Genomic DNA, 24,004 nt, shown 5'->3' on the forward strand with positions numbered 1-24,004 from the left:
TATTTAGCTAATATTTTATGGAGGATATTATGAATATTTTACATTACTCATTAGGTCTTCCGCCATATAGAACTGGAGGATTAACTAAATATTCGATTGACTTAATGAAAGAACAAGTCAGAAATGGAGATAAAGTATACTTATTATTTCCAGGAAGAATATCTTTATTAAATGAAAAAACTAAAATTAAGTCTTATAAAAATGAATTTGGAATAAAAACATATGAAATAGTTAATCCATTACCAGTTCCATTATTAAATGGGATTTCTAAGCCACAAGAGTTTATGGAAATTTGTGATACGGAAATATTCAAAACGTTTTTATTAGAGAATGACATACAAATAGTTCATATTCATACTTTTATGGGATTACATAAAGAATTTTTAGAATCGGCTAAAGAATTAGATATTAAAATAGTTTATACTACACATGATTATTTTGGAATTTGTACTAAAGTTAATTTTATAGATAATAAAGGATGTTTATGTGAAAAAAGAAATCTAGAAAAGTGTTTAAATTGCAATAAGTCGGGATATAGTATGAAAACTATACAAATACTTCAATCACCTATATATAGATTTTTAAAAAATAAGGGAATTACACCTAAATTAAAGACGTTAGCTAAAAAGATAAAAAACAATAAAAGTGTTAATTCTAATTTGGCTAATAGAGAAATAAAAATTAATACAGAATATAGAAGTTCTTATAAAAAACTAATAGATTATTATAATGATATGTTTAATTGTATTGATAGTTTTTTATTTAATAGTAGTGTAGCAAAACGAGCATATGAACAATATATAAAATGCAGTGGACAAGTAATTTCAATTACTCATGGACATATTAAAGATAATAGAAAGATAAAAGATTTTAATCATGATAAATTAAAATTAACATATTTAGGACCGGACCAAAAATACAAAGGGTTTAATCTATTAATAGATACTATGAAAGAAATTAATAAACAGTACAAATCAAGGGTAGAGCTAAATTTATATGGAGATATAAGTGAGTTAGATATTGATGATAATATTAAAGCTCATGGTAGATATTCATATAATCAACTTAATGAGATATTTGATAATACTGATTTATTGGTAGTACCTAGTATATGGAATGAAACTTTTGGGTTTATTGTATTAGAAGCTCTTAGTTATGGGGTACCAGTATTAGTTACTGATAAAGTTGGAAGTAAGGACATTGTGATAAGTAGTGAAGTAAAAAAAGGGATAATTATTAAAGCAAATAAGTCAGAACTAAAGCATAAAATCATAGAGCTTATTAATGCAAGAACTGTATTAAAAGATTTAAATAAAAATGTTTTAGATGATGATTTTAAATTTAATATGTACAATCATACAAAAAATATAGAGTCAATATATGAGAAAGTATTGGAGCAATATGAATGTTAAATATTTTAGAATTTTTTATAAAAAAAATAAAAGGAAATGATTTTAAATTAGATAAAGACCTAAGTTTAAGTTATCTTTTTAGTAAAGCAATTTCAATGATCATTAATTTAATTAGAGGTAATATAAAATCATTATTTGTTAAGAAGAAAAGTAATATTATTTTTATTGGAAGTAAAAGTAAATTAAAAATGAAAAGAAAAATGAAGTTCGGCATTGGAATTAATATTGGAAAATATGTTATTATTGATGCTTTATCTAAAAATGGTGTTACTTTAGGGGATAATATTAGTATTGGAGATTTTTCAAGAATTCTATGTACTGGGACTATAAGAAATTTAGGTAAAGGTATAAAGATTGGAAATAACTTTGGTTGTGGTGAAAACTGCTTTTTCGGAGCAGCTGGAGGAATTGAAATAGGAAATGATGTTATTATGGGGCAAAACGTAAGGTTTCATTCTGAAAATCATATTTTTAATGATATTAATGCTCTTATAAGATTACAAGGCGTAACTAATAAGGGGATAAAAATAGGAAATAATTGTTGGATTGGCTCTGGAGTGGTATTTTTAGATGGTGTAACTGTTGGGAATGGATGCGTTATAGGTGCAAATACTTTGGTTAATAAAGATATTCCTGATAATGCAATAGCAGTAGGAAGTTCAGTGAAAATAATTAAGTATAGAGATGAAACTGAGAATGATAAATTAAAGAAAGGAGTATTTTATTAATGAAAAAAATATTATATGTAAGGAATGGTCCATATAAGGTTAATCCTAATTTATACAATTTGCAAGAAATTGGTTTTTGTAAAGCATTATGCAAAAAGGGGTTTGACTGCGATATAATATATTATTCAGATGTAGATAAAGATGAAGAAATATATGTAGATAGCATTAATGGAAATAAGATAAATTTATTATGGAGAAAAGGATATAAAATTCTAAGAACAGGACTTTATCCATCGTTGTTAAAAAAAGAATTTGTGAATAAATATGATTTAATAATAACAACTGAATATAGTCAGATTATGTCTTTGTTATGGACAAGATATAATCCAAAAGTAGTATTATATAATGGTCCATATTATAATATGTTCAAAATACCATTTACTGAAAAAATATATGACTTATTATTCACTAAAAAGCTAAATAAAAGTTTAGATAAAGTCTTTACTAAATCAGATTTAGCTAAAGAATATTTAAAAGAAAAAGGATTTGAGAATGTTAAAACGTTAGGTGTTGGATTAGATACGGATGTTTTTGATAAAGTCAATAATCCAAGTGAAAAAGTAATTAAGTTAAAAGAATTTATGAAGAAAAATAAAAGTATACTATATGTTGGAAGTTTAATTGAAAGAAAAAATTTTAGATTTACGTTACAAGTATTTGAAAAAGTAAATAAAGAAAATTCAGAATTGAAACTTGTTATTATAGGAAATGGAAAAAAATCCTATGTTGAAAAATCATTGAAACTTATAAATGAAAATGCAAGAAAAAATATCATATTTATTGATAAAATTGATAATAAATTTTTAAAATACATATATCCAGAAGCGGAAGTTTTTATGTTACCATCTAAATTAGAAATATTTGGAATGGTATTATTAGAAGCAATGTATTTTGGCGTGCCAGTTGTAACTAGTTTAAATGGTGGATCAAGTACATTAATAGAAAATAAGGTGAATGGTGTTATAATTGATAAATTTAATATAGATAGGTGGGCAAAAGAAATATTAAATATATGTTCAGATAAAAACTATTCTGAAAGCTTAAGGATAAATTCAAAAAATACAATTAGAAATAATTTTTCATGGGAAAAGATAAGTGAAAATTTTATTAAAAGTTTAAAAGTTTAAAAGTTGATAATATATTTTAATAGTAAGACAAGTTGCAAAAATTTTATAAGGAGCAATATATGAAAATATGTTTTTTAACAGGAAATATTTTTACTATAGGTGGAGTTCAAAGAGTTTTATCTGTTATAGCAAGTGAATTAAGTAAGTATCATACAATTGATATATTATGTACAGATGATAATTTGGTAATAGATAGAAAAATGTACAATTTAAATCAAAATGTTAATATAGTTAACCCCACAGGTTTAAGAAATAAAAATATAATAAATAAAGTTTTTAAGGGAATAAACAGAATTACAGGTATGTTTAACAATAATATATTGTATAAAGTATTAACAGAAATATATTTTCCAAGAAAAATGCGAAAAAAACTTACACAATATTTAAATGATAATAAATATGATCTTATTATAGGGGCTGAGGGGTATTACTCTCTTTTATTGGGATTAATATCAAAAGAAATAGATGCCAAAACTATAGGATGGCAACACAGTTCATATAATGCATATTTAAACAACAGGTATAGATATTACTGGAACCAAGATAAATTATTTAAGGAATATTTACATAATTTAGATAAATGTATAGTTTTAACTGAAGAAGATAGTAAACTTTATAAGGAAAAACTAAATATAAATTGCGATGTAATATATAATCCATTAAGTTTTCAAAGTAAAATAAAATCTAAATGTAATGATAAGAGTATTATTTTTGTTGGTCGTTTGGTAAAACAAGCGAAAGGTTTAGATTTACTTATCAAAGCATTTAGTTTAGTTAATCAAGAAAAAGAAGATTGGCAGTTAAAAATAGTTGGAGATGGGCCAGATAGAAAAAAACTTATTAAATATATATATAAATATCATTTAGAAAATAATATTATATTATTGGGAAAATCAGATAATGTTAAGAAGCATTATTTAGAATCTTCAATTTTTGTTTCTTCATCAAGATGGGAAGGATTTGGTCTTGCAATTACAGAAGCTATGGAATGTGGTTTACCAGTTATAGCGTTTAAAAATTCAGGTCCTAAAGAAATCATTAACAAAAATAATGAAAATGGAATTTTAGTTCCTTGTAATGATGTTGAGAAATTAGCTAACACAATAATTGAATTAATAGAAAACAGGAGGAAAAGAGAATATATTGCTCAAAAGTCAATAGAAAGAGCAAAAGACTTTTCATTAAAAATTATAATACAACAATGGTGTGAATTTATAAAATAAATAATAGTATACTTAAATGAGAAGGTGTTTAATTTAGAGAGAAAAAGTACGAAAGTTATAACATCAATTTTTGAGTTCTTATCATAAAATCCATGATGTATTAATTAAAAAAACATAGGTAGAATTAGGAGATTTCTTATGAATTTATATTTAAAAAATATAGATAAAGTTATATTTATTACATCTTGTTCGAGTTTGATATTGATATTATGTTTAAATCAATTACCTATACTTGGTATACTTATAATTTTATCTTTAATATTAATATTAAGTTTACTTAATGAAGTTACTGTAATGAGATTTTCATTATATTTTATGATATTAAGCTGGTTTAGTCTAGATACTTTATGGTTAGCAGGACGAAATGTACCTATAAATATAAAATATTTAATAGATATTATTAATATAATACTTATGTTTAAAATATTATTCAAAAATAAAAAATATAATTTAAATAATGTTTTTAGAGATAAGATATTAATTTTAAGTATAATTTTTATTTTTGTAAGTGTTTTTAAATGGATTATTTTTAATTATTCTTTATTAGAATTTTTTAATGGTATAAGAATATATTTAAGATTTTTACCATTTTACATAATTATAAAAAATAATAATGATCAGAGATTATTGTGTGATTTGAAATTTATAATTATTTTACAAATTCCAATATTATTAATGCAAGTTATCAAATATACTAATCAAGATATGATAGGGGGGACTTTTGGGATATATGGACAAACTTATTTATTTATCTTGTTAATACCAGTGTTTTTTTATATATTAAATAAATATTTAAAGAAAGATATAAGTATTTATAAAATGCTTTTAAGTGCGATTATTATTTTAAGTATATGTGCTATAAATGAAACTAAAATTGCATTTTTTATTTTTCCAATAATATGTATTATCATGTTAATATTATTTAATGAAAAATACTCTTTTTATAGAAAGATATTTTTTACATTAATGATAAGTTTTTCTATGATAGTGTCATTTAAATTATTAATAAATAGGTATGATGGAATGGATAAATTATTTTCAGATAAGAACACAATTATTAATTACGCTACTAAAAATAATAATCCACTTTTCTATTTAGGAAGATTAGAAAATTTTAATTATATAAAGGATGTTGAGTTAAAGAGTTTTTCTAATAATTTAGTAGGAATAGGCATTGGAAGAGCGTTACAGGATGAGTTTTTTGCAGTTAATCATTTTAGTAATGGAAGAATAGTAAATCAAATCCCATTATCTGAAAAATATTTAGAATTACAACATTATGGTTACTTTTTATCATCACTTAACACATTTTACTTTGAAAATGGTATTATTGGAATATTAATTTATTTATTTATTTTATTTATTTTATTTAAAAGGTGCGTATTTAATATAAAAATAATAAAAAATATTAATATAACTAGCCTGAGTTATGCATTTAGTGCATTAATAATTTCTTGGATACCATTATTTTATTATAATGATATATTTTATCAATATCAAACAAGTACTATATTTTGGATTTTAGCAGCGTTAATAAGTAAATACTATTATGATGTTAAATTAGATTAAATAATGAATTTAACTAATAAACAAATAATAAGAATTTATAATAAAAAAATATGTATAGATAGGAAGTGAGTAACTAGTAGATTTGTAAGTTGTTGCTACACACTTTTGCTAGAAATAATTATGAATAATTTATTAGTTAGTATAAATTGTATAACATATAATCATGAAGAATATATAGAAGATGCAATAAAAAGTTTTCTTATGCAAAAAACAAATTTTAAATTTGAAATTCTAATACATGATGATGCATCTATAGATAGAACACAAGATATAATTAGGAAATATCAAAGAAGATATCCGGATATTATAAAACCAATATTTCAGATTGAAAATCAATATTCAAAAGGAATTAAAAGAATAATGCATATATACAATGATAAAAGAGCTAATGGTAAATATGTAGCTTTATGTGAAGGTGATGATTATTGGACCGATCCATATAAATTACAAAAACAAGTAGATTATATGGAAAGTAATCCTTCATGTAGTATGTGTTTTCATGCATGTGAAATAGTAAATATTAATAAAAAATCAACAGGTAAAAAAATAAAACCATATAGCCAAAATTGTATAAGTTCGATAGAGGATAATATAATTATTGGAGGAGCACTTTCTCCAACTGCATCTATTATATATCCTAAGAAATTAGTAGAAGATATGCCAGAATTTTATATGGATGCACATGTAGGAGATTATCCACTTCAAATGATTCTTGCTAGTAAAGGATATGTATATTATATTAATGAAATTATGTCAGCATATAGAATTGGTGATAAAGGATCTTGGACTAGTAGGATGTATTTTAATGAAAATGGAAAATTGAATGCAATTAATAATAATAATAATAATATAAAATTATTAAATGAATTTAATAAATATACAAAATACAAGTATTCAGATTCAGTAGGAAAAAAAATATTGATTCATTATGGGAATATAGCATTAATAAATGGAAATTTGAAGAAATTAAAGAGTAAACAATATGAGGACTATTATAAAAATATTGAAACAAAAGAGAAAATTAAACTTTTTGCTAAATATTATTGGCCTAATTTATGTGAAAAACTAGCTAAAATTAAGAGGAAAACTAAATTGTATATGTAAATGATAAAAAGTAATGTATTAGTTTTTAAATATTAAAAATTATACTTGTGAAATGAGGAAATAATATAAAATGGAAAATCAAAATATAAAATTAAAAGTTCTATCCTCTCTACTATGGAAGTATATGGAAAGAGGGGGAACTCAAGGTATACAATTTATAGTTCAAATAGTATTAGCACGTATTCTTATACCTAATGATTATGGAATAATTTCACTTATAGCTATATTTATTACTATAGCTAATGTATTTGTTCAAAGTGGCTTTAATACAGCACTTATTCAAAAGAAAGATGCAAATGAAACAGATTTTTCATCAGTATTTTATTTAAGTTTAGTTGTTGCTAGTTTAATATATTTATTTCTTTTCATTACTGCACCGTTTATAGCTAATTTTTATGATATAACACAACTTATACCGGTACTTAGAGTATTGTCAATTACATTATTCTTTGGAGCATTTAATTCGATTCAGAATGCTGTGGTATCTAAGAGAATGCAATTCAAAAAGTTATTTTTTAGTAGTTTAGGTGCAATGATACTATCAGGAACAGTTGGCATAGTTTTGGCATATGCTGGTTTTGGTGTATGGGCTTTGGTGCTACAACAATTAACAAATCAATTTTCAATTACTGTAATTCTTTGGTTTACAGTAAAATGGAGACCAACATTAATATTTTCTTTTGAAAGAGTTAAAGGATTGTTTTCATATAGCTGGAAATTATTGATTTCTTCATTAATTGATACTCTTTATATGAATTTACGTAGTCTTATTATTGGAAAGATGTATAATCCAGCTATGTTAGGATTCTATAATAGGGGAGATCAGTTCCCTCAACTTATTGTTTCAAATATTAATGGTTCAATACAATCAGTAATGCTTCCAGCTTTATCTTCAGAGCAAAGCAATAGACAAAGAGTTAAAGAAATGGTCAGACGTTCAATTGTTACAAGTTCATTTATTGTATTTCCTTTGATGATAGGACTAGCGGTTATAGGAGAACCTTTAGTAAAAATTTTGTTAACAGATAAATGGTTACCTTGTGTACCTTTTTTACAAGTCTTTTGTCTTTCATACGCTTTATGGCCTATACATACTGCAAATTTGCAGGCAATCAATGCTTTAGGACGTAGTGATATTTTTTTAAAATTAGAAATTATAAAAAAGATAATGGGCATTATAATATTAGGAGTGTCTATGTTTTATGGTGTGTATGCAATAGCTATAGGAACATTAATTAGTGGAATAATTTCTACATTTATAAATGCTTATCCTAATTTGAAGCTACTTAATTATAGTTATAAGGAACAATGGAAAGATATTACTCCATCATTAATATTATCTTTGGTAATGGGATGTGTGACATATAGTATTCAATGGAGTAATATGTCAATATATTTAACTTTAATAACTCAGATATGCGTTGGAACTATTCTATATATAGGAATGGCAAAAATATTTAAATTTGAATGTTTTATATATTTATTGAATACAATTAAAGATATGATAAAAAACAAAAAAGGAGCGACAATATGAAATTAGGAATAATGCAACCATACTTTTTCCCTTATATAGGATATTGGCAGTTAATGAATGCAGTAGATAAGTATGTAATATATGATGATGTTAATTTTATAAAAGGTGGCTGGATAAATAGAAATAGAATTTTAATGAATAGTGAAGCTAAGGTGATAAATGTGCAGATGAATGGTGCAAGTCCTAATAAGCTTATCAATGAAATTGAGGTATCAGGAAATCAAGTTCATAATAAAAAACTACTCAAGTCAATTGAAAGTTGTTATAAAAAAGCACCTTATTATTCAAGTATTTTTCCTATTATTGAAAATATTATTACTCAAGATGAGAAAAACTTAGCTAAATATTTAGAATATGCTATAAAAAAGGTTTGTGAGTACTTAGATATTGATACTGAAATAATTATTTCATCAACAATAAATAAAAATAATAATTTAAAAGGTCAAGATAAAGTTATAGAAATCTGCAAAGTACTTGGAGCAGATGAATATTATAATGCAATAGGTGGACAATATTTATATTCCTATGAAGATTTTTCATCTGAAGGATTAAAACTTAAATTTTTAGAAACAGAAAGAATTGAGTATAAGCAATTTAATAATGAATTTGTAGCAAATTTATCTATTATAGATGTTATGATGTTTAATTCAAAAGAAGAGATAAAAAAAATATTAAATCAATATAAATTACTGTAGGAGGTAATTTTTAATGAAGGAAATAGGTGGCTATTTTGGATTAGAAAAACTTATAAGTAATGAATATTACAAAGGTTTAATTTCGGTAAATAGTGGAAGAAATGCTCTTTTATATATTTTAAAAGCAAAAAAGATAAATAAATTATATATTCCAGATTTTTTATGTGATTCAGTAAGTGATATGTTAAAAATATATGGCTATGATTTTGAGTATTATACTATAGACTCTTATTTTAAACCTATATTTAATAAAAATCTTAGGGAACATGAATATTTATATATTGTTAATTATTATGGACAATTAACAAATGAAACAATAGTTAAACTAAAGCAACAGTTTAAACAAATTATATTAGATAATACTCATGCTTTTTTTCAAGAATCTATAAATGATATTGATACGGTATATTCTTGTAGAAAGTTTTTTGGTGTAGCTGATGGAGCATATGTTTCTACAGATTCTAAGATTAAAGAAGATTTAAAGATTGATGTTTCTAAAGAGAGAATGATACATATTTTAGGACGTTATGAGGGTACTGCATCAGAATACTATAGTTATTTTCAAAAAAGTGATGAATATTTTAAAAATGAAAAACTTAAGTATATGTCAAATTTAACACATAATATTCTTGGAGCAATTGATTACGAAGAAGTGCGTAAAATTAGAACTGAAAATTATATTTATCTTAAAAATAAACTTGATAAATATAACAAATTAGAATTAATAACATTAGAAGGTGCTTTTGCATATCCATTCTATATAAAAAATGGTATTAAAATTAGAAAAGAATTAGCAAATAAAAAAATATATATTTCAACTCTATGGCCTAATGTTTTGAATGATACGTCTGAATGCAGTATAGCATATAATTATGCATCTAATATATTACCATTACCATGTGATCAGAGATATAGTATTGAGGATATGGAATATATAATTAATACACTTAAACAATTATTAAATTTAAAATAAATATAAACTTAAGCTAGATTGAGAGGTTTTTATCAATGAAAAAAATTATTATTTTTGGTGCAACAGGTAATGTAGGATCATATTTAACAAAATATTGTTTAGATTATTTTGATCAATCAGAATACGAAATTATTGTAAGCGGGAGAAGAAAAACGGATTTTTTTACTAAAAGAGGAGTAAAATATTATTCTGTTGATGTTACAGAAGAGGAAGATTTTAAAAAGCTTCCAACAGAAGATGTTTACGCAGTACTGTTATTATCAGCACAAATTCCTTCTTATATGAATGGATATAAACCAAAGGAATATATTGATTCTAATATTATTGGAGCATTTAATGTACTTGAGTATTGTAGAAAAGTAAATGCAGATAGAATTATATATACACAAACTGTATTTGATATTTCGTTATATGCAAATGAAGATACTACTTTAAGACCAGATTTACCTAAAAACTTTAGTTATAAAGGTGATCATGCTGTATATGTTATTTCAAAAAATACTGCATTAGAGTTAATTGAGCATTATCGTCAAGAATATGATATTAAGAGTTTTATTTTTAGGCTTCCAACAATATATAGCTATAGTCCATATCAATACTATCATCCTAATGGGATAAAGAAATTACGTCCGGTATATCAAATGATAAATAAAGCCCAAAATAGTGAACCTATTGAATTATGGGGAAATCCTAATTATGCAAAAGATATGGTGCATGTATATGATTTTAGTCAAATGATATGTAAAGCTATCGAAGTTAATAGAGAACATGGTTTTTATAATGTTGGAACCGGTATTCCAGTAACATTAAAAGAGCAAATAGAAACAATAATTAAGGTATTTTCACCTTCAGAAAATCCATCTCAAATTATTTATTGCTCAGAAAAACCAAGTACTGGTGGTTTTTTAATGGATATTACCAATGCAAAAGAAGAACTAGGATATGAACCACAATATGATTGTTTAAGGTTATTTGAGGATTATAAGTTTGAAATGACAGTGAATAGATTTAAAGAATTAAGAGAGGAATAAGATAATGTTAAATAAAAAAAAAATTATGGTAACACGTTCTTCAATGCCAAATTTTGAAGAATACATGGACGAAATTAAAGGTATATGGGATAGTCACTGGCTAACAAATATGGGTGTAAAACATAAACAATTAGAAGCGCAGTTATTAAAATATTTAGATACACCTAATCTTACCCTTTTTACTAATGGACATCTCGCATTAGAGTGCATAATAGCAGCTTTAAAACTTACTGGAGAGGTTATAACAACTCCATTTACTTTTGCGTCTACAACTCATGCAATTGTAAGAAATGGATTAAAACCAGTATTTTGTGATATTAATCCAGATGATTATACAATAGATGTGGACAAGATAGAAAGTTTAATAACGGAAAAAACTTCAGCTATTATTCCTGTTCATGTTTATGGTAATGTATGTAATGTTAAAGAAATTGAACGAATAGCTAAAAAACATAATTTAAAAGTTATTTATGATGCAGCTCATACTTTTGGAATAAAAGTTGATGGAAGAGGTATTTCTAATTTTGGAGATGCATCTATGTTTAGTTTCCATGCTACAAAAGTATTTAATACTATTGAGGGAGGAGCAATTGCCTTCAGAGATGAAAAATTATCTAAAGTATTATACGATATAAAAAACTTTGGAATTACAGGACCAGAATCAGTTGAATATGTTGGTGGAAATGCTAAAATGAATGAATTTCAAGCAGCAATGGGAATTTGTAATCTTCGTCATGTTGATAAAGAAATAGAAAAGAGAAAAGCTGTTGTAGGAAGATATGTTGAAAGATTGAGCAATATCAGTGGAATTAAGTTATGTAAACCTAAAACAGGAGTAAAAAGCAATTATGCTTATTTTCCAGTAGTATTTGATGGATATAAGCTAAATCGTGATGAGATATTTGAAAAATTAAAATCTGAAAATATTATTGCTCGTAAATATTTTTATCCATTAACTAATAGTTTTGAATGTTATAAGGGTAAATTTGATGTTGAAAAAACACCAGTTGCAAAATACATAGCAGATAGAGTGTTAACATTACCACTTTATGCTGATTTAGATTTAGATGATGTAGATAGAATTTGTGATATTATTAAAAACGATAAAGTGCAGAATATTAAAGATGAAGTTGCAGCAACTATAGAGTAATATTGAGGATGTGGTATAAATGAAAGGAATAATACTAGCTGGAGGCTCAGGCACACGTCTATATCCAGTTACAAAAGCAATGTCAAAGCAGATGGTTCCGATATATGATAAACCAATGATTTATTATCCAATGTCAGTTCTTATGCTTGCAGGGATAAGGGATATTTTAATTATATCTACACCAAGAGATATAGTTAATTTTAAGGAGCTTTTTAAAGATGGACAAGACTTAGGTTTAAATATTGAATATGCAGTTCAAGAAGAACCTAATGGTCTTGCAGAAGCATTTATTATTGGAGAAGATTTTATTGGTGATGATAATGTAGCAATGGTTCTTGGTGATAATATTTTTTATGGTCAAAGCTTTACAGAACATTTAAGAAAAGCTGCAAGTTTAGAAAATGGAGCATATGTATTTGGTTATTATGTTCAAAATCCAAAAGCTTTTGGAGTTGTTGAATTTGATGATAATGATAAGGTTATTTCTTTAGAAGAAAAGCCAGAACATCCAAAGTCTAAATATGCAGTTCCAGGTCTTTATTTTTATGATAATTCAGTTGTTAAAAAAGCTAAGGCTTTAAAACCTTCTGAAAGAGGAGAACTTGAAATAACTGATTTAAATAAAGTTTATATGAATGAAGGGACATTAAAAGTTCAATTATTAGGTAGAGGAATGGCTTGGCTTGATACAGGAACTCATACTTCTATGCTTAAGGCTTCTAATTTTGTTGAAGCAGTTCAAAGTACTCAAGGAACATTTATAGCATGTCTTGAGGAAATTGCTTATAGAAAAGGTTGGATTACTTCTAAAGATGTTATTGAACTTGCTAAACCATTAATGAAAACAGGATATGGTAAATATTTAATGGATGTTGTAGAGGAATTAGAACTTCAAAAAGCAAAAGCAGAAGTTGCAGTAACTTTAGAATAAGAGGTGTTATCGTGGGAAATTTTAATTTTAATAAAACTAATATAGAGGGAGTTTACATAATAGAGCCTAAGGTTTTTGGAGACAATAGGGGATATTTTATGGAGACTTATAATAGGAAAGATTTTTTAGAAAAAGGACTTGATATGACTTTTGTTCAAGATAATGAGTCTAGATCTACTAAAGGAGTTTTAAGGGGACTTCATTTTCAAAAGAAACATAGCCAAGGTAAATTGGTTAGGGTAACTAAGGGTGAAGTTTTTGATGTTGCTGTTGATTTAAGACATGGTTCACCTACTTTTGGAATGTGGGAAGGTGTTATTTTAACTGAAGAGAATAAGAAACAATTTTATATCCCAGAAGGTTTTGCACATGGATTTTTGGTTCTTTCTGATGAAGCTGTGTTTAATTATAAATGTACGAATTTTTATGCACCAGAATATGATGGGGGAGTTATGTGGAATGACCCTGATATAGATATTAAATGGCCTTTAGATGGAATTGAAAATATAATTTTATCTGAAAAGGATAAGGTTCATCCTAATTTAAAAGATTTAGATTTAAAGATTTATCCAGACTTTTTATATAAATAGAATATATTTTAAAACAGGTTGGTATTATAGTATAAACAAAGTTCTTAGTCTTAGGGAAACTTTCTTTGAACTGAGGGGGTAAAAATTATTATCCATGATTGTGCAGATCTTATGAAATTATAGATGCTATCTACAGAATAAAGTTCATGGACAGATACAGGTTTACTCTTATAACTATAATATATATGTTGTAATATGATTTCTACAATCAAATTTTCAATTTAGTTTGGACATATCTTTAACCAAATAATCTAAATTGCAATATATATATTAACATTTATTTTAAAATATAATTAATTATAAAGTGAGAGAAGAATGGAGTTTGAAAAAATTATGAAGATAGTAATAACAGGTTGCAAAGGTCAATTAGGCACAGAACTTCAAGATATAATTAAAAAAGGATATGGAGAAATAGGTGAGATTTCTAAAGGTTTGAAAAAAGCTGAAATTATAGCTGTGGATGTAGATGAATTAGATATAACTGATTTAGAAGAAGTGGAAAATAAAATAACATTTTTTAATCCAGATGTGGTTATAAATTGTGCAGCAGCTACTAATGTTGATGGATGTGAAAGTAATAGGGATTTTGCATTTAAGGTAAATTCACTTGGACCTAGAAATTTAGCTATAGCTTGTGAAAAGGTAAGAGCAAAATTAGTACAAGTATCTACTGATTATGTGTTTAGTGGAGTAGGAGAAACTCCATTAACTGAATATGATTTAACTAATCCTTATAGTGTTTATGGTAAAACTAAACTTTTGGGAGAGCAATATGTAAGAGAATTCTCTTCAAAGTATTTTATAGTAAGAACAGCATGGCTTTATGGATATGTAGGTCATAATTTTGTTTATACCATGAGAAAACTTGGAAAAGAAAGAGATAGTATAAATGTAGTGAATGATCAAAGAGGAAATCCAACTCATGCTAATGATCTAGCTTACCATATATTAAAACTTATAGAAACAGAAGAATATGGAGTATATCATTGCACAGGTAAAGGGGAATGTACTTGGTATGATTTTGCTAAGATGATAATTGAACTTTCAGGGGAAAAATGTGAGGTTAATCCTTGCACTTCAGAGGAATATAAGACACCAGCAAAAAGACCAGAATATTCATCACTTGATAATATGATGCTTAGAAATACTGTTGGTGATGAAATGAGAGATTGGAAAGAAGCAATAAAATCATTTATAGAAAATTTATAAAAATAGAGGATGTTTTTATTTTTTTTTACCCCTGGGGTACCTCCGGGGTACCCCAGGGGTAAAAAAAGGGGGAGACAAACTGAGATGGCAAACTAAAAAAAGGAGAGTTGTATATTAATGAAGACTTATTTGGTTACAGGTGGAGCAGGATTTATTGGTTCAAATTTTATTTTGTACATGCTTAATAAATACGAAAATATTAAAATAATCAATTTAGATAAATTAACTTATGCAGGAAATTTAGAAAATCTTAAATCAATTGAAAAGGATAGAAGATACTTATTTGTTCAAGGAGATATTTGTGATAAGGAATTGGTTTCAGGTCTTTTTGAAAAATATGATATAAATTATGTTGTTCATTTTGCAGCAGAATCTCATGTTGATAGAAGCATAAAAGAGCCAGAAATATTTGCTAAGACAAATGTATTAGGTACAGTTAATATGCTTAATTGTGCAAAAAATGCTTGGGAAAATGAAGCTGGAAGCTTTAAAGATGGGGTTAAGTTTTTACATGTATCAACAGATGAAGTTTATGGTTCTTTAGGAGATGAAGGTTTCTTCATGGAAACAACACCAATAGATCCTCATAGTCCATATTCATCAAGTAAAGCAAGTTCAGATTTGATGGTTAAGGCTTATTATGATACTTATAAAATGCCAGTTAATATAACAAGATGTTCTAATAACTATGGTCCATTCCAATTCCCAGAGAAGTTAATTCCATTATTAATAAATAACTGCCTTCATCATAAGGATTTACCAGTGTATGGAGATGGTATGAATATAAGAGATTGGCTATTTGTAGAGGATCACGCAAAGGCAATTGATATGGTTATTAATGGTGGTAGACTTGGTGAAGTTTATAATGTTGGTGGACACAACGAAAGAACTAATATTCAAATAGTTAAAACTGTTATAGCTTATATAAATGAAAATGTTGATAAGAATGTAACTGAGAATTTAATTAAATATGTAGAAGATAGAAAAGGTCATGATAGAAGATATGGAATAGCACCAGATAAGATAAAAGAAGAATTAGGTTGGTATCCAGAAACTACTTTTGAAGTAGGAATTAAAAAGACTATCAAATGGTATTTAGATAATAAACAGTGGATGGAAAATGTAACATCAGGAGATTATCAAAAATACTATCAAAAGATGTACACCTATTAAACAAGTGCGAAGCACAATTAAGAACCCCCTATTATACCCCTGGGGTACCCCAGGGGTATAATAGGGGGGTTGTAGTTTATATAGCAAAAATTTATTTGATTAATTAATCAAATGTGCTAAAATATGTAAGTATTTAAGATAAAATCCGTAGAGATGGGCTACGGTGGTTGTACGTTGTCCCACCTTGGGCTATTGGTAGAAATACTATAGCTTAAGGGGGTGGTATTGGAAATGCTAGAGCTTATTATAAAAGGAATTTTTGTTATATATATTACTAAGGCACATTCAAAAAATAATAGACCAGTATTCTTGTCTATTTTATGTGATACTGCGTCAGCAAATTTAGCTAATAGCTCGCTATTAACTAAATTTACTTCCTTGTCTGACAAAAAATATACAACGCCTCTTTGATCTATTGTTTTATTTCATGTGCCTAAATTAATATTAAAACATAATCTTTTTATTTCAAATATAAAAATTAAGAGTAAATTTTTTGGTTTGGACATAGTTCTAAGAATTGTAATATAAAAATTAAATTAAGCATTAAATGTTTTGAATTTAGTTTTAATACAACAGAAAAGAACGCCCCATCTAACAAATAAGCGTTCTCTTACAAAATAATAAAAAATCCAATAGCCCTAAAACTTAAAAACGTTCTAGGATTAGCTTAGTGTTCGCTGCACTAGGCTTTTCTTATATTATAACAAATTTAATAGAAAAATAAACATTTATTTTATTAGCAAGATCAAAATAGATAACAAGTCCAAAGTTGTAATGAAAAATAGGATGGCAAATGGACTTGTTATTTTTTGATTGTGTATTATAGAATCAGATGGAATGTGATTTTAGATTCTATCTATTTTTGTTTTAAGAAGAATATATATAGGGTATAATTGAAGTAATAGTATAATTAAAGTTCGTAAATTGTGTTAAGAAAGAAGGTGTGATAATGAAAAAGACAATTCAGGTTGGAACATCTAATTTTGGTGAGCTTATAAGTTGTAATCACTATTTTGTAGACAAAAGTTTGCTTATAAAGGAGTTTATAGAAAATGGTGCAAAGGTTATTTTAACTCCAAGACCAAGAAGATTTGGGAAAACTTTAAATATGAGTATGTTAAAGCATTTTTTTGATGTAGAAAAAAAGGAAGAGAATAAGAATTTATTTAAGGGATTAAAGATAGAGCGTGAAGAAGAGATAATGAATCTTCAAGGTGAGTTTCCTGTTATTTTTATGAGTTTTAAGAATGAAAAGTATAGTACTTTTGAAGAGTTTAAATATGGGATAAAATCTCTTATTATTGATTTATATAGAAAGAATATAAATTTGCTTGAAAGCCCTAAACTTATATCATATGATAAGCAAAAATTTGATGAAATATTAAGTGGAAAAGCTGAGATGGTTGATTACTATAAAGGTTTAAGTAATTTAATGTATTATATGAATATACACTATAATAAGAATGTTATGGTTTTTATAGATGAGTATGATATTCCTGTACAGGAATCTTATCTAAAGGGATATTATGAAGATGCTATAACTGTTATAAGAGTAATGTTAACTGCTGCACTTAAAGATAATGTTTATTTAGAAAAAGCACTAGTTACAGGAATTTTAAGGGTTGCAAAAGAAAGTATTTTTTCAGGACTTAATAATATGCAAGTTCATACAATGTTTAGTTATAGATTTAATGATAAGTTTGGATTTACTGAAGATGAGGTTAAGGAGTTATTAAAGTATTATAATCTTACAGAAAAGATGGATGAAGTTAAGAAGTGGTACAATGGTTATATATTTGGAGGAAAGGTTATTTACAATCCATGGTCAGTTCTTAATTATATTAGTGAGAATAAGATTGGATTTATGCCTTATTGGATAAATAGTAGTAGTAATGATTTGATAAAAAGACTGCTTTCTAAGGGAAGTGAGGATACTAAAAAGAATCTTGAGGAACTTATAAATGGCAATTCTATAAACAAGATAGTTGATGATCATATTGTAATGAAAGAAGTAGAAGAAGATGAGGAAAATCTTTGGAGCTTTTTAACTTTAAGTGGATATTTAAAGCCAGTTAATTCAATAGTTAGTGAAGGGAAATTTAATTGTGAACTTAAAATTCCTAATAATGAGGTTTTAATTTTTTATAAGAATTTAATTGAAAAGTGGTTTAAGGAAAGTTTAAAAAATGAAAAATATAATACTATGTTAAAAGCTTTAGTGTCTGGTGATGTTGAAATATTTGGTGGCTTTTTTCAAAAATTTGTTTTAAATAATTTAAGCTATTTTGATGTGTCAGGAGAAGAACCTGAAAGAGTTTATCATGCTTTTGTGCTTGGAATGATTGTATCTCTTTCTGATAAATATGAGGTTAAATCAAATAAAGAAAGTGGATATGGAAGATATGATGTTATGTTAATTCCTAAGAATTCTTCAAAGCTTGGAATTATAATGGAATTTAAAAAGATAGATGATTTTATGAATAAGACTATGGAAAAAGGAATTGAAGAAGCCTTAAATCAAATTGAAGAAAATAAGTATGAAACTGAACTAAAGGAAAGAGGTATTTCTGATATATTAAAGCTTGCCATTGTATTTAAAGGGAAAAAAGTTAAGGTTGTTGAAGGATAAATTAATATAGTTATAGAAGCAGATGGAATAATAGTTAGGATTCTATCTGTTTTTTCATACAAAAAATTTATTTTATAAGTATACCCATGTCAGACTATTGGAAAATGACATGGGTAATGATTTGTTATCTTAATTATTGCAAAGTGAATTTCATTTTATTCAGATTACACAAAATTTTTTACAAAGCTGATTAATTTACAATGTTTCCTATGTGATTTTCTATTTTTCTATTACTGTAGAATTATTAAGAATGATTTCTAAAGCACTTGTAAGTGCATAACTAAAATTTTCAGATTTATCTCCACAATAAAATACCCCTGGGGTACCCCAGGGGTAAATACTGAGAATTTATGGAATAAATATGTAAAAATTCGTTTTATTTGGAGATGTTTTATGTTATATTAATAATTGTATTATAATTTATATTCTAAAAAATAATATATATATTGTGATTTAAATTCTACATTTATTTAAATTATATTTTTAAATACAATTTCAGATTAAATTGAAAAGTTTATTGTAAGAATTATATTGCAACATATATATATAATGAATATGATAATATTTTTTTAACAAAAAACTTTGAAATTAATAATCAGTTGATAGGAGATACATATGAACAAAAAGATAAGAAAAGCTATAATTCCTGCAGCAGGTTTAGGGACAAGATTTTTACCTGCAACAAAGGCTCAACCTAAGGAAATGCTTCCTATAGTAGATAAGCCTACAATTCAATATATTATAGAAGAAGCTGTTGCTTCAGGAATAGAAGAAATACTTATTGTAACAGGTAGAAATAAAAAATGTATAGAAGATCATTTTGATAAATCTGTTGAGCTTGAAATGGAACTTGAAAAGAGTAATAAGAAAGAATTATTACATTTAGTTCAAACTATATCTGATATGGTTGATATTCATTATATAAGACAAAAAGAACCTAGAGGATTAGGACATGCTATTAATTGTGCAAAGACTTTTGTTGGTAATGAACCTTTTGCAATTCTTCTTGGTGATGACATTGTATATAATGAAGGAACTCCTTGCTTAAAACAACTTATTGATTGTTATGATGAATATAATACAAGCATTTTAGGTGTTCAATCTGTAGCAGCTGAAGATGTATGTAAATATGGAATTGTTGATGGAATAGAGATAGAGGATAGAGTATGCAAAGTTAAGGGATTAGTTGAAAAACCTTCAGTTGAAGAGGCTCCATCTAATACAGCAATATTAGGAAGATACATTGTTACTCCAAAGATATTTGAGATATTAGATAGAACTAAACCAGGAAAAGGGAATGAAATACAACTTACTGATGCTTTACTTGAACTTATAAATGAAGAAGCTATGTATGCTTATAATTTTGAGGGAAGAAGATATGATGTTGGGGATAAGCTTGGATATTTACAAGCAACTGTAGAATACGCATTAAGAAAAGAAGATTTAAAGGGTGATTTTACAGAATACTTGCAAAATATATTAAATAATCTTTAATATTATTCATAGGGGTGCCTCATATATTATCCTACATATTACTATGTATATACCAATATATTACTTACATATACCCCAGGGGTACCCCTGGGGTATATGTAGGGGGATATGTGTGTATATGTTAGGAGAGTCTAGGTATAACAGCTTGGTTATAAGGGGGCTGATTGTTATAAAAAAAGGTATATTTTTAAGTCTTTTATGTTTTTTGAGTTTAGGATTTATATTTTTTAACTCAAGTCAAACAGGAAGTTCATCCAATGAAAGAAGCCACAAATTAGTAGATAATGTGGTTACAGTAATAAATGAAAGTAAAGTTAATAATATATTAGGTAAGAATTTATTTAGTGATGAATTAGTTGATAATCTAAGTGATAAATTGGCTAATAAGTTAAATAATAAGCTTACAAAGGATGAACTTAATCTTATTATTAGAAAATGTGCTCATGGATTCGAGTTTTTTCTATTGTCTATTGTACTTGCTCTAACATTTTGTTCTTTTCATGTTAAAAAGAATAATGTCATTATCTATAGTTTATTTATAGTCTTGCTTTCAGCAGTTTTAGATGAGTTTTTTCAATTATATATTCCAGGAAGGAATTCAAGTGTCATTGATGTAGTTATAGATTTTTGTGGTGGAATTATAGGGATGCTATTATTTCATGCGTTTAAAAGAAAATATTAGAAAAATGATTTTAATAAAAGGTTTTTGTTGTGTTGTTTTGGTTATTTTAGTAAATAATTATTTATTTATTGTTTTATAATACTTATTATTTTGTAAAAATTTTATAAATTTATCCTTAATAAATATATTATAGCATAAGTTGTAATTAAAATTAAAATAGTATAAAATATCTATATGTAGTACTAAATTACAATAGGTGAATTTTGTGGAATTTTGCTTTAGAAAAGGCTACATATTTTATAAATTGGAAGGGGATAGAATAAGAATGAAAATGAAAAAACTATTATCAATAGGAGCTCTTACATTAGCTATGACTTGCTCTGTATCAGTTACAGCATTTGCAGCAGATAATGTAAAGGTTAATGATCCAGATGTGAAAGTTGAGTATAATGATACATTGGTAATGAAAGAATTAGCTAAAAAAATTATAAAAGGTGAAACAGTTCACATAGGCGATAAAGAATTTAATAAAAATACAACTGTTGGAACACTTATTCCAAATACAAAGGATATAAAAGCTGAAATAAAGAAGCATAACTTATATGAAAAATATAAAGATAATAAAGCATTTAAGAAATATATAGGTATGATATCTAAAGATGGAAATATAGCAAGCAATGGAAATAAAATGTTAGCTGAAATGACACAAGAAGACTATGATACTGTTATAGCAATTACTGAAGATCTTATAAATACAATTAATAATGAAACTAACGGTCAATATAGAGAAGATAAAGAAAAGATTGCTTTAGATTTAGTAAAACATACAATGTTTAACGGATATTATGTAAGCTTTGGTAAGAATAAGGATGGTTTAACAACTTTATCTGTTGAAAAAAATGGAGAGATAACTGGTCAAGTTACTTTTAAAAATGTTACTGATCTTTTAGATATTCTTAAAAAAGCAAATGTTGAAACAATAAAAGGTTTTGTAGATAAAGCTAGAGCTGAAAATAAATAGATTTTTTAATTAAAAGCAATAGTTAGAATAGTAATAATTACTTTTAATGATAATTCTATGTTTAAATCTAGTAAATTTAAAATTCAAAGTCTAAAAAATCTTATGATTATGCTTAAGTATTATAGTTGATTAGTTTTATATTTAGTAGACTTTTAAAATTAATATATGATTTAGAGGGTTAAAATTTTAACTAGTGAGCTATAGTTAGTGATTTAAATAATTATAAGGCTTAAGGAGGCATTAATACATAAGATGAAAAAAAACAAGAGATGTATTAATTTTATTCTAGGGATATTATTAATGTTTAGTATTATGCTTGGCGTAGTATCTATATTTGTGAATAGTATTGTGTTAAATAAGAATACTTATGTAAATATATTTAATGAAAATAATACTTATAAAAAGGTTACAGAGTCTGTATATAAAAAAATAGATTCTGTATTAAGTGCCAAGGGTGTAAATATTGATATTAAGGAATCTATAGTTACAGAGGATGATATCAAAAAAGAAGCTGATAATGCAATTGAGAATGTTATATTGTATTTAAAAACTGGTGAGAATACTGCTCCTTCTGTAAATACTGATATATATAAGGATAGGGTAAAAGATGTATTAAAGTCTTTTATTTCTGGGAATACTTCACTTGGTAAGGACTTATCTTTTGTCGCTCCAAATAATATGTATGACACTAATGCAGTATCATATGGTAATAACTTAAAAGCTTATAATGTAGTTTCTGTTAAAAGTGAACTTAATTATGATGGAATTATAAAGTCTAATAAAAACTTAAATCTTGATAATATGGTTTATACAAAAAAATCAGATTTTGATAATGTGTCTTATGCTAAGCAAAAGCCAACATTTGATAATATGGTTGTTTTAAAAGAAAAATCATCATGTAAGGATGAGTGTATATTAGCTGAAAAGTTAGCATCTAGAGCTGAATTAGAAGCACAAGGAAGAGCTATGTTAAGAGAAAAGGGTTTATCTGAGGCTCAGGCAAGACAAAAGCTTGCTGAAAAAGGTTTAACTGAAGATGATGTATGGAGAATGTTAGAAGATGAAGGATATATTGATGAGGATAATTCATCTAGTAACAAAAACAGTGAATCATCAGGGAATAATAGTGGACAAGATTCTGTGAAATCTGATGGAACTGATAATTCAGTTGATTCAGGTAACAAGGATAATAATGAAGTTTCAAAATCTAACAATAAATTAGATGATGGAAAAGATATGTCTACATCAGTACAAGCTAAGATTGATAATATAGCAAATAAGTTATTAGATGAAGCAGGGGCTATTATAGATAAAGAGTTTGAAAAGATAAATATAAACGGATTAATGCAATCTAATGTTCTTAAGATTGCAGCTAAAATAACTTCAATATTTAATAGATTTAATTTAGTGTTTATTTTATCTCCTATCTTATTTATAGGAATATTAATTTTAGTAAATAAAAGAGATATTAATTCTATATTAAAATACACATCTATTGGATTTATATTAGCTGGAATAATTTTATCAGCAGGATTTTTTGGTATATACATTTCAAAAGTTTATGAAAAGGTAAATATCAACACTATATATTTTAAAGAAGCAGTTTCTAGTGTGATGAGTTATTTTTTAATAAATTTATCTAAATGTAGCTTGATTTTATTTATTTTAGGATTAATTTTGGTGATACCTAACATTGATAATATTTTGGGTAAATGTTCTTTTAAAAGAAAGATAAAAAAATAGTGTAATAATAACAATACCCCAGGGGTACCCCTGAGGTACCCCTGGG

Annotated in this window: 21 protein-coding genes; all 21 read left to right on the plus strand. The window is 26.0% G+C overall.

Annotated elements, in window-relative coordinates:
- Positions 1-29 precede the first annotated feature (29 nt).
- The 21 genes from KYD98_RS09285 (at position 30) to KYD98_RS09385 (ending at position 23,958) form a co-directional block, all read left to right on the plus strand.
- Complete coding sequence (locus KYD98_RS09285; RefSeq protein WP_219779479.1) at positions 30-1,412, plus strand: glycosyltransferase; 1,383 nt, start codon at positions 30-32, stop codon at positions 1,410-1,412.
- Entirely contained in the window at positions 1,406-2,140 is a 735-nt protein-coding gene (locus KYD98_RS09290) for an acyltransferase (protein WP_219779480.1), read from the plus strand. Before KYD98_RS09285 ends, KYD98_RS09290 begins: the two co-directional genes overlap by 7 nt.
- Positions 2,140-3,267 carry a glycosyltransferase family 4 protein gene (locus tag KYD98_RS09295; RefSeq protein ID WP_219779482.1) on the plus strand — a complete coding sequence of 376 codons (1,128 nt, stop codon included), beginning with the start codon at positions 2,140-2,142 and terminating at the stop codon, positions 3,265-3,267. Before KYD98_RS09290 ends, KYD98_RS09295 begins: the two co-directional genes overlap by 1 nt.
- Positions 3,268-3,326: 59 nt before the next feature.
- The gene (locus KYD98_RS09300) at positions 3,327-4,490 is read left to right on the plus strand and encodes a glycosyltransferase family 4 protein (protein WP_219779484.1); all 1,164 of its coding nucleotides are present in this window, start codon (positions 3,327-3,329) and stop codon (positions 4,488-4,490) included.
- A gap of 138 nt (positions 4,491-4,628) precedes the next feature.
- Positions 4,629-6,059, plus strand: a complete 1,431-nt coding sequence (locus KYD98_RS09305; RefSeq protein ID WP_219779486.1) for a hypothetical protein — start codon at positions 4,629-4,631, stop codon at positions 6,057-6,059.
- Between the two features lie 120 nt (positions 6,060-6,179).
- The gene (locus KYD98_RS09310; RefSeq protein ID WP_219779487.1) at positions 6,180-7,163 is read left to right on the plus strand and encodes a glycosyltransferase family 2 protein; all 984 of its coding nucleotides are present in this window, start codon (positions 6,180-6,182) and stop codon (positions 7,161-7,163) included.
- A 70-nt stretch (positions 7,164-7,233) separates the two neighbouring features.
- The gene (locus tag KYD98_RS09315; RefSeq protein WP_219779489.1) at positions 7,234-8,697 is read left to right on the plus strand and encodes a lipopolysaccharide biosynthesis protein; all 1,464 of its coding nucleotides are present in this window, start codon (positions 7,234-7,236) and stop codon (positions 8,695-8,697) included.
- Positions 8,694-9,392 (plus strand): WbqC family protein, encoded by a 699-nt coding sequence (locus tag KYD98_RS09320; RefSeq protein ID WP_219779491.1) that lies wholly within the window; start codon positions 8,694-8,696, stop codon positions 9,390-9,392. Before KYD98_RS09315 ends, KYD98_RS09320 begins: the two co-directional genes overlap by 4 nt.
- Before the next feature lie 13 nt (positions 9,393-9,405).
- A complete protein-coding gene (locus KYD98_RS09325) occupies positions 9,406-10,365 on the plus strand; it encodes an aspartate aminotransferase family protein (RefSeq protein ID WP_219779493.1) in 960 nt (319 codons plus the stop codon).
- Between the two features lie 35 nt (positions 10,366-10,400).
- On the plus strand, positions 10,401-11,396 hold the full coding sequence (locus tag KYD98_RS09330; protein WP_219779495.1) for an NAD-dependent epimerase/dehydratase family protein: 996 nt from the start codon (positions 10,401-10,403) through the stop codon (positions 11,394-11,396).
- A gap of 4 nt (positions 11,397-11,400) precedes the next feature.
- A complete protein-coding gene (locus KYD98_RS09335; RefSeq protein WP_219779497.1) occupies positions 11,401-12,546 on the plus strand; it encodes a DegT/DnrJ/EryC1/StrS family aminotransferase in 1,146 nt (381 codons plus the stop codon).
- Positions 12,547-12,565: 19 nt separating this feature from the next.
- Entirely contained in the window at positions 12,566-13,477 is a 912-nt protein-coding gene (gene rfbA / locus KYD98_RS09340; protein WP_219779498.1) for a glucose-1-phosphate thymidylyltransferase RfbA, read from the plus strand.
- A gap of 11 nt (positions 13,478-13,488) precedes the next feature.
- On the plus strand, positions 13,489-14,067 hold the full coding sequence (rfbC, locus tag KYD98_RS09345; protein ID WP_219779500.1) for a dTDP-4-dehydrorhamnose 3,5-epimerase: 579 nt from the start codon (positions 13,489-13,491) through the stop codon (positions 14,065-14,067).
- A gap of 333 nt (positions 14,068-14,400) precedes the next feature.
- A complete protein-coding gene (gene rfbD, locus KYD98_RS09350; RefSeq protein WP_219779502.1) occupies positions 14,401-15,276 on the plus strand; it encodes a dTDP-4-dehydrorhamnose reductase in 876 nt (291 codons plus the stop codon).
- 117 nt (positions 15,277-15,393) lie between these two features.
- Positions 15,394-16,449 (plus strand): dTDP-glucose 4,6-dehydratase, encoded by a 1,056-nt coding sequence (gene rfbB / locus KYD98_RS09355; RefSeq protein ID WP_219779504.1) that lies wholly within the window; start codon positions 15,394-15,396, stop codon positions 16,447-16,449.
- 225 nt (positions 16,450-16,674) lie between these two features.
- Entirely contained in the window at positions 16,675-16,860 is a 186-nt protein-coding gene (locus KYD98_RS09360; protein ID WP_219779506.1) for a hypothetical protein, read from the plus strand.
- Positions 16,861-17,398: 538 nt separating this feature from the next.
- Complete coding sequence (locus tag KYD98_RS09365) at positions 17,399-19,078, plus strand: AAA family ATPase (RefSeq protein WP_219779508.1); 1,680 nt, start codon at positions 17,399-17,401, stop codon at positions 19,076-19,078.
- A gap of 615 nt (positions 19,079-19,693) precedes the next feature.
- Positions 19,694-20,572 carry a UTP--glucose-1-phosphate uridylyltransferase GalU gene (galU, locus tag KYD98_RS09370; protein ID WP_219779510.1) on the plus strand — a complete coding sequence of 293 codons (879 nt, stop codon included), beginning with the start codon at positions 19,694-19,696 and terminating at the stop codon, positions 20,570-20,572.
- 118 nt (positions 20,573-20,690) lie between these two features.
- A complete protein-coding gene (locus KYD98_RS09375) occupies positions 20,691-21,254 on the plus strand; it encodes a VanZ family protein (protein WP_219779570.1) in 564 nt (187 codons plus the stop codon).
- Positions 21,255-21,519: 265 nt separating this feature from the next.
- Positions 21,520-22,215, plus strand: coding sequence for a hypothetical protein (locus KYD98_RS09380; protein ID WP_219779512.1), 696 nt, complete (start codon positions 21,520-21,522; stop codon positions 22,213-22,215).
- Positions 22,216-22,467: 252 nt separating this feature from the next.
- Complete coding sequence (locus tag KYD98_RS09385; RefSeq protein WP_219779514.1) at positions 22,468-23,958, plus strand: hypothetical protein; 1,491 nt, start codon at positions 22,468-22,470, stop codon at positions 23,956-23,958.
- Positions 23,959-24,004: the final 46 nt, after the last annotated feature.

It is taken from the genome of Clostridium weizhouense (genome assembly GCF_019431045.1).
GTDB lineage: Bacteria > Bacillota > Clostridia > Clostridiales > Clostridiaceae > Clostridium > Clostridium weizhouense.

Excerpts from the sequence above, each read along its gene's own strand:
- KYD98_RS09285 (WP_219779479.1), top strand. The coding sequence starts at position 30 with ATGAATATTTTACATTACTCATTAGGTCTTCCGCCATATAGAACTGGA.
- KYD98_RS09290 (WP_219779480.1), top strand. The coding sequence starts at position 1,406 with ATGTTAAATATTTTAGAATTTTTTATAAAAAAAATAAAAGGAAATGAT.
- KYD98_RS09295 (WP_219779482.1), top strand. The coding sequence starts at position 2,140 with ATGAAAAAAATATTATATGTAAGGAATGGTCCATATAAGGTTAATCCT.
- KYD98_RS09300 (WP_219779484.1), top strand. The coding sequence starts at position 3,327 with ATGAAAATATGTTTTTTAACAGGAAATATTTTTACTATAGGTGGAGTT.
- KYD98_RS09305 (WP_219779486.1), top strand. The coding sequence starts at position 4,629 with ATGAATTTATATTTAAAAAATATAGATAAAGTTATATTTATTACATCT.
- KYD98_RS09310 (WP_219779487.1), top strand. The coding sequence starts at position 6,180 with ATGAATAATTTATTAGTTAGTATAAATTGTATAACATATAATCATGAA.
- KYD98_RS09315 (WP_219779489.1), top strand. The coding sequence starts at position 7,234 with ATGGAAAATCAAAATATAAAATTAAAAGTTCTATCCTCTCTACTATGG.
- KYD98_RS09320 (WP_219779491.1), top strand. The coding sequence starts at position 8,694 with ATGAAATTAGGAATAATGCAACCATACTTTTTCCCTTATATAGGATAT.
- KYD98_RS09325 (WP_219779493.1), top strand. The coding sequence starts at position 9,406 with ATGAAGGAAATAGGTGGCTATTTTGGATTAGAAAAACTTATAAGTAAT.
- KYD98_RS09330 (WP_219779495.1), top strand. The coding sequence starts at position 10,401 with ATGAAAAAAATTATTATTTTTGGTGCAACAGGTAATGTAGGATCATAT.
- KYD98_RS09335 (WP_219779497.1), top strand. The coding sequence starts at position 11,401 with ATGTTAAATAAAAAAAAAATTATGGTAACACGTTCTTCAATGCCAAAT.
- rfbA (WP_219779498.1), top strand. The coding sequence starts at position 12,566 with ATGAAAGGAATAATACTAGCTGGAGGCTCAGGCACACGTCTATATCCA.
- rfbD (WP_219779502.1), top strand. The coding sequence starts at position 14,401 with ATGAAGATAGTAATAACAGGTTGCAAAGGTCAATTAGGCACAGAACTT.
- rfbB (WP_219779504.1), top strand. The coding sequence starts at position 15,394 with ATGAAGACTTATTTGGTTACAGGTGGAGCAGGATTTATTGGTTCAAAT.
- KYD98_RS09365 (WP_219779508.1), top strand. The coding sequence starts at position 17,399 with ATGAAAAAGACAATTCAGGTTGGAACATCTAATTTTGGTGAGCTTATA.
- galU (WP_219779510.1), top strand. The coding sequence starts at position 19,694 with ATGAACAAAAAGATAAGAAAAGCTATAATTCCTGCAGCAGGTTTAGGG.
- KYD98_RS09375 (WP_219779570.1), top strand. The coding sequence starts at position 20,691 with ATGTTAGGAGAGTCTAGGTATAACAGCTTGGTTATAAGGGGGCTGATT.
- KYD98_RS09380 (WP_219779512.1), top strand. The coding sequence starts at position 21,520 with ATGAAAATGAAAAAACTATTATCAATAGGAGCTCTTACATTAGCTATG.
- KYD98_RS09385 (WP_219779514.1), top strand. The coding sequence starts at position 22,468 with ATGAAAAAAAACAAGAGATGTATTAATTTTATTCTAGGGATATTATTA.